This window comes from Ferrovibrio terrae (assembly GCF_943371255.1).
Lineage (GTDB): Bacteria > Pseudomonadota > Alphaproteobacteria > Ferrovibrionales > Ferrovibrionaceae > Ferrovibrio > Ferrovibrio terrae_B.
Window position 1 is genome coordinate 1 of sequence record NZ_CALRUC010000157.1, and the last position, 7,984, is coordinate 7,984.

Here is a 7,984-nt window from a genome sequence, read left to right on the forward strand (position 1 = left end):
GGAAACCTGCGAGTCGCGCGCGATGGCATCGACCGTGGTGGCCGTCAGGCCCTGCGATGCGGCCAGGCGATAGGCCGCCTCCAGAATCGCGGTTTCGGTTTCCAGCGAGCGTGGCCGGCCACGGCGGGCCGGTGTCCTGGCGGCCGGCAGTTGAGGCGCCAGGGCTTTAAGCTTTTTTGTCATGACACATCGAAGCAACCGGCCGGCATGCTGTCAATTGCCGGTCCGGCTGCGAAGGCGCGCCAGGGCCGCGGCGAAATCAGGCGCCACGCCATGGCTGTTGATGGCGATCATCAGGTTCTCGGCCAGGCCGAAATTCTCGATCAGCCAGCCCTGCGCATCCAGCCTGCCATCGCCGGGCGTGCGTTCGGCCAGCAGCGCCGGCGTTTCGCTCCACAGCATCACCGGCTTGCCGAGCGCCTCGGCATAGCCGATTTCCCAGGCCGTGCCCGGGTCCATGTTGGGGCCGCGGAACGGCGCGATATTGGCGACCACTGCATCGCAGCGCCGGATCAGCGCGATATTGGCATCCTTGATGAAGCGCGCCAGTGCCGCGCCCTGCAAACCCTCGGGTGGTGCCGCATCCGCTGGCGTCAGCGGCTCGAAACCGCTGGCCCGGCAGGCGGCACGCATCGCATCAAATCGCGCCAGCGCATCAGGGGCAAACACATCGGGACCGGCGAGATAGAGCTTCATCGGCATCACAGGGTCAGACGCAGTTGCGGCGTCTCGGCCTCCGCGCTGTCTTCGACGGCATCCTCGCCGAGTGAGGACAGCGTGACGCCCAGCAGGCGGATGCCTTTCACCACCGGGAACAGCGGCTGCATCAGGGTTTCGACGATCTGCGCGATCTCGGCCTCGGAGTTCACCGCCTGCGGCAGGCTGCGGCTGCGGGTGATCTGCTGAAAATCGGCAAATTTCACTTTCAGTGTCACCGTGCGGCCGCGGATGCCGGCCTTCTCGCAATAGCGCCACACCTTGGCGATGATCGGCTGCAACTCGACCTCGGCCTCACCGCTGTTGAACAGATCTTCCGAGAAAGTATTCTCCGCACCAACCGATTTGCGCACACGGTCAGGCCGCACATGGCGATGATCGATACCGCGCGAAATCCAGTAGTAATGCGTGCCGGCCTTGCCGAAATGCTGCTGCAGGAAGGGCAGCGTCTGCGCGCGCAGGTCGAGCCCGGTCTGAATCCCCAGTCCGTTCATCTTGGCCGAGGTGGCCGGCCCGATACCGTGGAAGCGTCCGACCGGGAGGTCCTCGACAAAGCCCGGCCCCATCTTCGGCGTAATCACGAACAGCCCGTCAGGCTTGCGGTGATCCGACGCCAGCTTGGCGAGGAACTTGTTGTAGGACACGCCTGCAGATGCCGTAAGTTGCGTCACCGCCTTGATCCTGGCGCGAATCTCCTCAGCGATCTGCGTGGCCGAGTCGATACCCTTCAGATTCTCGGTGACGTCGAGATAGGCTTCGTCCAGCGACAGCGGCTCGATCAGCGGCGTGTATTCGGCAAAGATCTCGCGGATCTGCAGCGATATGGCGCGATAAACATCGAACCTGTGCCGCACGAAGATCAATTCCGGGCATTTGCGCTTCGCCGTCACCGAGGGCATGGCCGAGCGCACGCCGAATTTGCGCGCCTCGTAACTGGCTGCCGCCACCACGCCGCGCTCGCGCGAACCGCCAACCGCCACCGGCTTGCCGCGCAGCTCCGGATTGTCGCGCTGCTCCACCGAGGCATAAAAGGCATCCATGTCGATATGGATAATCTTGCGCACGCGCACCGGATCGGCCGCTTCAGGCGGCGATGTATCCACGGTCTGCTGCTGGGCTTTGTCCATGCAGTGCTATGGATATCGGGTTTGTGATCGGCGGTCACCGGTTCAGCCGCCTTATTGATGGATTCCCGGCACGGACGGGCGTAGCCTTGCGCCAAGCTTTGCACAGACGAAGCTCCTTTTGGAGGAAACCATGCGCATCCTGTCCGCCGCTGCAGCGGTTGCTGCTGCCATCCTTTGTCACACCGCCCTGCCTCATGATGCCCTGGCTGCCGACTATCCGGCGCCGAAGGACGGCGTCTTCGTGGCGAAGAATTTCCGTTTCCATACTGGTGAGGTGATGCCGGAACTGACCCTTGCCTACAAGACAATCGGCGAACCCACGGGCCAGCCGGTACTGATCCTGCATGGCACCGCCGGCTCGTCGCAAAGCATGCTCAATCCCGGCTTTGCCGGCGAGCTGTTCGGCGAGGGCCAGCCGCTGGATGCCAAGAAATACTTCATCATCATCCCTGACGCGCTGGGCGCGGGCAAATCGACCAAGCCATCCGACGGCCTGCGGGCGAAATTCCCGCAGTATAACTACGACGACATGGTGGATGCGCAATACCGCCTGGTCAGCGAGGGCCTCAACGTCAAGCGCCTGCGCCTGGTGCTGGGCAACTCGATGGGCGGCATGCACACTTGGATCTGGGGCGCGAAATACCCTGACATGATGGATGCACTGGTGCCGATGGCCGCGCAGCCGACCGAGATGTCGAGCCGCAACTGGATGATGCGGCGCCTGTTGATCGAGACCATCAAGGCCGACCCGGATTACCGCGATGGCAATTACACCGCGCAGCCGAAATCGATGAAGCTGGCCAACCTGTTCTTCGCCACTGGCACCAGCGGCGGCGATCTGGCCTATCACAAGCTGACGCCCACACGGGCGGCCGCCGACAAGTTCATCGATGACCGGCTGGCCGCACCGTTCAATGCCGATGCCAACGACTACCTGTATCAGTGGGCCTCATCGGGCGACTACAATCCGGCACCGATGCTGGAGAAGATCAAAGCACCGCTGCTGGCGATCAATTCTGCCGATGACGAGCGTAACCCGCCGCAGACCGGCGTGATGACCGAGTCGATGCAGCGGGTCAAGAACGGCAAGCTCTATCTGATCCCGGCCAGCAGCGACACCCGCGGCCACGGCACTACAGGCATGGCGAAATTCTGGGCGCCCCAGCTGCGCGACTTCATGGCCGGTCTGCCGCGCAGCTAGGTCTGCTGGTCGAGGACGGAGCTATTCCGCGACCTGACCGGAGGCATAATCGATGCTTTCCGGCCAGCGGGTGTCGACCAGCCGCTTCTGTGCTTCCAGCAGGCGGCGCACAGCATCATTCAGGGCTTCATGACAGCGCGACACATCATTGAGAATGCCATTGGCGCCAACGCATCCTTGCGCGAAGGCCGTATCGAGCGTGGCCTGCGCCTGCATGACATCCTCAACAATCTGCATCGAGGATTGATAGGCGGTCTGGAGTTTTTCAGATGCGGTCATACAACATCCTCAATCATTGTTTGACTGGCGCAGAGTTTACGCCTTTCGCGCAAACCGGCCTGTGATCATTTCGTCAGCACTCGACAGCGGGCAGTGCCAGTCCGGCCCTGGTGGTATTTAGCTGCCGCGCCGCCTGCGGGTGGCAGCAGCTTTCTTGGCGGATTTTCTGCGCGCCGCCTTGGGCCGGGCTGCAGCCGCGGCACCACCTTTGCGGCCGCCTTTCTTTGCGGCAGCATTGCTGTCCGGCTTGCCGCGGCCGGAGCCGCTTTGGTTGCCGCCGCCGCTGTCCTTGTTCACCGTGGCCCAGGCACGGCGTTCGGCTTCCGTCTTGCTCAGGCCGCGCTTTTCATAACCCTCTTCGATATGCGCGGCCTTGCGCTTCTGTTTCGCGGTGTAGCTGGATTTGTCACCCCGCGGCATGACAGAACCTCCCTTCCTCAACTGGCCTTGGCATAGTTGCGGATCAGCTCAATTTTCCTCTTGGTCAGGCGCGCCGCCAGATCATGCAGGTTGAGATTGTGGCCCCGCAGCTTGGGGAACATCTCGTTTTCCTCTTCCTTGACATGATGCTTGATATACTCGCTCAGCACCTTGACCTTGGCGTCATAGAGATGCGCGGCGGGATCCATGGTCTCGATCTGGTGAACCAGATCCTTGGCCGAGGCATGTTCGACGGTGGCTTCATCGACCAGGTCATGCTCGATCTCCTTGTGCGCCGGCGGATACAGCAGTTCTTCCTCGATCTGCATATGCACCCGCAGTTCAAGGCAGATTTTCGCGGCGATGGAGGCCTTTTCGGCTTTGCTCTGGGTGTTCTCGAATTCTTCGAACAGGCTTTCGACCTTGCGGTGATCCTGCTGCAGCAGGGCGATGGCGTCATCGGGGAATTCAGCGACCGTCAGGCTGGCCTTCAGTTGCTGGGCGGCAAGCGCGATCGCCGCCGGCACCTTGGCGGCCGCATCGCGGCGCGCTGGCGCACGACGGGTAGTGGTGCGTGCCGTGGACTTGCGCCGCGTCGCGGTCTTGGCGCGCGTGGCGGTCTTGCGGCGTGCTGTGGTGGATTTTGCGGCCTTTTTGGCGCGGGGGGCGGTGCGGGCTTTGGTCGCTTTCTTGGCCATGGGGCGATATCTCCCTGATCTGTGTGTGCGGACTCTGCTGGTCGGGCACAAAACCCTGTGCCGGCGATTAAGTTCCGCCTGGAACCCGCAGCCGATTGCCATTCCGCCGCCGACAGGCCAATAAGAGGCGATGTCCAATCCAGCTCAGATGCAGCGCGTCGCCATCATCGGCGGCGGCCCGGCCGGCCTGATGGCCGCCGAAGTGATCGCCACCGCGCATGCGGATGTCAGCGTGACAGTGTTCGACCGTATGCCCAGCCCGGCGCGCAAACTGCTGATGGCCGGTCGCGGCGGCCTCAACATCACGCATTCCGAACCGGCCGAGCGGTTCCGCGGCCGCTATGGCACAGCAAGCGGCTGGATGGCGGCCCATCTGGATACCTTTCCGGCTTCTGCCCTGGTGGCCTGGTGCGAGGCGCTCGGCCAGCCGACCTTCACCGGCAGCAGCGGTCGAGTCTTCCCCAAGGCGATGAAAGCCAGCCCGCTGCTGCGCGCCTGGCTCGCCCGGCTGACAGATCTGGGCGTGCGCCTGGTGCCGCGCGCGCAGTGGACCGGCTGGAATGCCGATGGCGCCCTGACCTTTCTCGATGGCACAACGGTCACGGCGGATGCGACGGTGCTGGCCCTCGGCGGTGCCTCCTGGCCACGGCTGGGTGCCGATGGCAGCTGGACCGCCCTGCTGCCCGGGATTGCCATCACGCCGCTGCAGCCGGCCAATTGCGGTTTCACGGTGGCATGGTCGGCCCCGTTCCGCGACCGCCATGCCGGCGCGCCGCTGAAACGCATCGCGCTGTCTTTCGCCGGCCGGACGGTGCGCGGCGAGGCGATGATCACCGCCGCAGGTATCGAGGGCGGCGCCGTCTATGCCCTGTCGGCGCTGTTGCGCGAGGCGATCAACCGCGATGGCTGTGCACGGCTGCAGATCGACCTGCGGCCGGACCTGACGGCAGAGGCGGTCGACGATCTGCTGGCTGAATCACGCCGCGGTGCCTCGCTGTCGAATTTCCTGCGCAAGCGCATCAACCTGCCGCCGGTGGCCATCGGCCTGGTGCAGGAGGCGCTGCATGCGGGCGACAGCGCGACGCCGCTCGCCACGCTCATCAAGGCCGTGCCGATACAGCTGCTGGCGCCATCTGGCCTTGAGCGCGCGATCTCCACCGCCGGCGGCATCGCGCTCGACGAGCTGGATAACCGCCTGATGCTGAAACACCGGCCCGGGGTCTTCGTGGCCGGCGAGATGCTGGACTGGGAAGCCCCCACCGGCGGCTACCTGCTGCAGGGCTGCATGGCCACCGGCGTGGTCGCCGGCCGGGGCGTCGTCAAATGGCTGCAGTCGCGGACGTCTGACTAGAAAATCCTAATGCCGATGGCCCGGTGCTGAAGGACGCGCCGGCTGCTGCTGCGTATAGCCGCGCTCGGTATCGTAGCGGGCAATCTGTTCCGGCCGCAGCACCGCCCGCGTTTCCATATGGGCCACGATATGCACGGCACGCAGTTCGGCATTCAACCGGCCGATTTCGTTCAGCAGGGCAAGGATGTCAGGCTGCTGCGCCGTACCGGCGGCAAAAGCGGCATCGAGCCGGCTTTCGGCTGCAATGATTCGCACTCCCAGGGCCTTGGCCTGACTGCTCATGTCGCTCTGCAGGGCAGACAGCCGCGCACGCTGTTCCGCCGTCAGGGCCAGCAGCTGGTCCATCTCCAGCACATGCACGGGCCCCGGATAGCTGTTCAGCTCTGCCGGCAGGGAAAGCCCCATGCCACGGCCCTCGCGCAACTGGATGATCTGGTCGTCTGACAGCGCCTTGATCGGTCGCGCCGTCATGCCGGCATAGCCACTCACATGCTGGTGCTGGGCATGGGCGGTGGCGCTCAGGGCGACCAGCACAGCGACAGCTGCGGCAAGTTTCATAAAATCAGACATCGGGACCTCCGGGATTATCTTGGCCCGAGGATAGAACCTTCCCACGCGGGAGGCTCAAGCCGAAGTTGCCTCAGGAGAGGCCTTCGCGGATCGAGGCGAGCAGCCGGCGAATACGTCCGAACCGGCCCACTTCGGCAGACTCGATTCCCCCCGGCAGGCCCTCGTCATGAACCGTGACGAGTTTGCCGCCCTCGCGCTCCAGATACAGCTTGCGGGAATGCAGCGCATCGAAACCGGCATGATGGCTTAGGGTCAAAATGGTTGCGTCAGCCAGCTCGACAAACAGGGTCTGCAGCAGAGCCAGTTCATCAGCAGCTTCGAGAAATTCGGTGGCATGGGCGAGAAAGATCCATTGCGGGCGCCGGAGCAGGAGATTGGCGCAGGCGAGACGCTGCTGCTCGGCCGGCGACAGCAGATGATCCCAGGCCTCGACCGCATCAAGCCGGCCTTCCAGCTGAGCCAGCCCCACCTTGCGCAGCGCTGTATTGCAGGTGTCATCATCCAGAGTCGTCGCCTCTGCCGGATAGGCCAGGATCGTGCGCAGGGTTTCATGCGGCAGGTAGGGACGGGCAGGCATGAACACGATCGTGGCATTGTCGGGCAGTTCGATTGTGCCTGAACCCCAGAGCCAGATGCCGGTCACCGCCTTGAACAGCATCAATCCGACTTCGCTGTCACCGGTAATCAGCACGCGCTCACCGGGCTGGAACACCGCGCTGATCCCGGAGGCGAGCACGCCATTCGCCGGACTGGCAATGGCGAGGTCGCGGATGCTCAGTGCCGGTCCGGCCGTCGCACTGATCTGAATGCCCCCCTCACCACGCAGCGCGATCTGGCGTTTCAGGTTATCGACGGCATCCTGCAGGGCGAGCACGCGTTCGACCGATGCATGCCATTCCGCCAAACGGGCAAAGTTATCGACCGGCCAGGACAGTGCCGCAGTCATCTGCTGAAAGGCCTGTCCGGTCTGCATCAATGCACCCAGCGTGATGGTGCCGGCCAGATAACGCGGACTGGCAACAAGGATCGGGAACATCGTTGCCAGCACGCTGTAGGCCGAGGAGAACAGCATCAGGCTGCGCAGGCCAATGGTCTGTTCGTCCCAGATGGTGCGGATAGCCTTGAACAGACGCTGCAGACGCTGGCGCTCGTTGGGCTCGCGCTGCACCAGCGCAATCGCCTCGGCATTTTCGCGCGCCTCAGCCAGCGCAAAGCGGAAATCGGCTTCGGTCGTCTGCCGGTTATTGGCCACGGCCATCAGCTGACCGCCGACCAGGAAGGCCAGCACCGACCCGGCGCCGGCATACAGGAAGGCCAGCCAGACCATGTGGCCGTATACCGGAATCGTGACGTCCTGCAGCGTGACATGTAGCACACCAGACAACGACCACAGAATGCCGAAGAAACTGAACAGCAGCAGCAGGCAGTAAAAAGCCGAATGCACCAGATCAATAGCGGCTTCGGTGGCAATCCGGATGTCATCAGCGATGCGTGCATCCGGATTGTCATGGCTGCCGGGCAGCAACGAAATCTGATAATGATGTGCTTCGGCCATCCAGTCCTGCACGACATGACTGGTCAGCCATTCGCGCCAGCCGAGCTGCAGATTCCGCTTCACCTG

10 protein-coding genes are annotated in these 7,984 nt (G+C 63.7%); 2 read left to right on the forward strand and 8 right to left on the reverse strand.

Going from position 1 to position 7,984, the window contains the following annotated elements; translation table 11 throughout:
- The 3 genes from AAG799_RS21320 to dinB form a co-directional block, all read right to left on the reverse strand.
- Window positions 1-183, reverse strand: a 183-nt coding sequence (locus AAG799_RS21320) for a TetR family transcriptional regulator (RefSeq protein WP_341899012.1), incomplete at its 3' end; no start/stop codon positions are given.
- A gap of 30 nt (window positions 184-213) precedes the next feature.
- A complete protein-coding gene (locus tag AAG799_RS21325) occupies window positions 214-702 on the reverse strand; it encodes a nucleoside 2-deoxyribosyltransferase (RefSeq protein ID WP_341899013.1) in 489 nt (162 codons plus the stop codon).
- On the reverse strand, window positions 702-1,787 hold the full coding sequence (gene dinB, locus AAG799_RS21330) for a DNA polymerase IV (RefSeq protein ID WP_341899023.1): 1,086 nt from the start codon (window positions 1,785-1,787) through the stop codon (window positions 702-704). Before dinB ends, AAG799_RS21325 begins: the two co-directional genes overlap by 1 nt.
- 187 nt (window positions 1,788-1,974) lie before the next feature.
- On the opposite strand from dinB, the gene AAG799_RS21335 reads away from it, so the two are divergent.
- On the forward strand, window positions 1,975-3,045 hold the full coding sequence (locus tag AAG799_RS21335) for an alpha/beta fold hydrolase (protein WP_341899014.1): 1,071 nt from the start codon (window positions 1,975-1,977) through the stop codon (window positions 3,043-3,045).
- Between the two features lie 21 nt (window positions 3,046-3,066).
- Here AAG799_RS21335 and AAG799_RS21340 read toward each other — a convergent pair whose 3' ends face one another.
- The 3 genes from AAG799_RS21340 to AAG799_RS21350 form a co-directional block, all read right to left on the reverse strand.
- Entirely contained in the window at window positions 3,067-3,324 is a 258-nt protein-coding gene (locus tag AAG799_RS21340; RefSeq protein WP_341899015.1) for a hypothetical protein, read from the reverse strand.
- 117 nt (window positions 3,325-3,441) lie between these two features.
- Complete coding sequence (locus tag AAG799_RS21345) at window positions 3,442-3,744, reverse strand: plasmid stabilization protein (RefSeq protein WP_341899016.1); 303 nt, start codon at window positions 3,742-3,744, stop codon at window positions 3,442-3,444.
- Window positions 3,745-3,761: 17 nt separating this feature from the next.
- Window positions 3,762-4,442 (reverse strand): hemerythrin domain-containing protein, encoded by a 681-nt coding sequence (locus AAG799_RS21350; protein WP_341899017.1) that lies wholly within the window; start codon window positions 4,440-4,442, stop codon window positions 3,762-3,764.
- A 130-nt stretch (window positions 4,443-4,572) separates the two neighbouring features.
- Here AAG799_RS21350 and AAG799_RS21355 point away from each other — a divergent pair, with 130 nt between their 5' ends.
- Window positions 4,573-5,793 (forward strand): TIGR03862 family flavoprotein, encoded by a 1,221-nt coding sequence (locus AAG799_RS21355; protein ID WP_341899019.1) that lies wholly within the window; start codon window positions 4,573-4,575, stop codon window positions 5,791-5,793.
- A 6-nt stretch (window positions 5,794-5,799) separates the two neighbouring features.
- Here the strand turns inward: AAG799_RS21355 and AAG799_RS21360 are convergent, their stop codons facing one another.
- Window positions 5,800-6,363, reverse strand: coding sequence for a periplasmic heavy metal sensor (locus tag AAG799_RS21360; protein ID WP_341899021.1), 564 nt, complete (start codon window positions 6,361-6,363; stop codon window positions 5,800-5,802).
- Between the two features lie 70 nt (window positions 6,364-6,433).
- The coding region (locus tag AAG799_RS21365) for an SbmA/BacA-like family transporter (RefSeq protein ID WP_341899022.1) at window positions 6,434-7,984 on the reverse strand (1,551 nt) is incomplete at its 5' end.

Excerpts from the sequence above, each read along its gene's own strand:
- AAG799_RS21350 (WP_341899017.1), bottom strand. The coding sequence starts at position 4,442 with ATGGCCAAGAAAGCGACCAAAGCCCGCACCGCCCCCCGCGCCAAAAAG.
- AAG799_RS21325 (WP_341899013.1), bottom strand. The coding sequence starts at position 702 with ATGCCGATGAAGCTCTATCTCGCCGGTCCCGATGTGTTTGCCCCTGAT.
- AAG799_RS21355 (WP_341899019.1), top strand. The coding sequence starts at position 4,573 with ATGTCCAATCCAGCTCAGATGCAGCGCGTCGCCATCATCGGCGGCGGC.
- AAG799_RS21335 (WP_341899014.1), top strand. The coding sequence starts at position 1,975 with ATGCGCATCCTGTCCGCCGCTGCAGCGGTTGCTGCTGCCATCCTTTGT.
- AAG799_RS21360 (WP_341899021.1), bottom strand. The coding sequence starts at position 6,363 with ATGTCTGATTTTATGAAACTTGCCGCAGCTGTCGCTGTGCTGGTCGCC.
- AAG799_RS21345 (WP_341899016.1), bottom strand. The coding sequence starts at position 3,744 with ATGCCGCGGGGTGACAAATCCAGCTACACCGCGAAACAGAAGCGCAAG.
- AAG799_RS21340 (WP_341899015.1), bottom strand. The coding sequence starts at position 3,324 with ATGACCGCATCTGAAAAACTCCAGACCGCCTATCAATCCTCGATGCAG.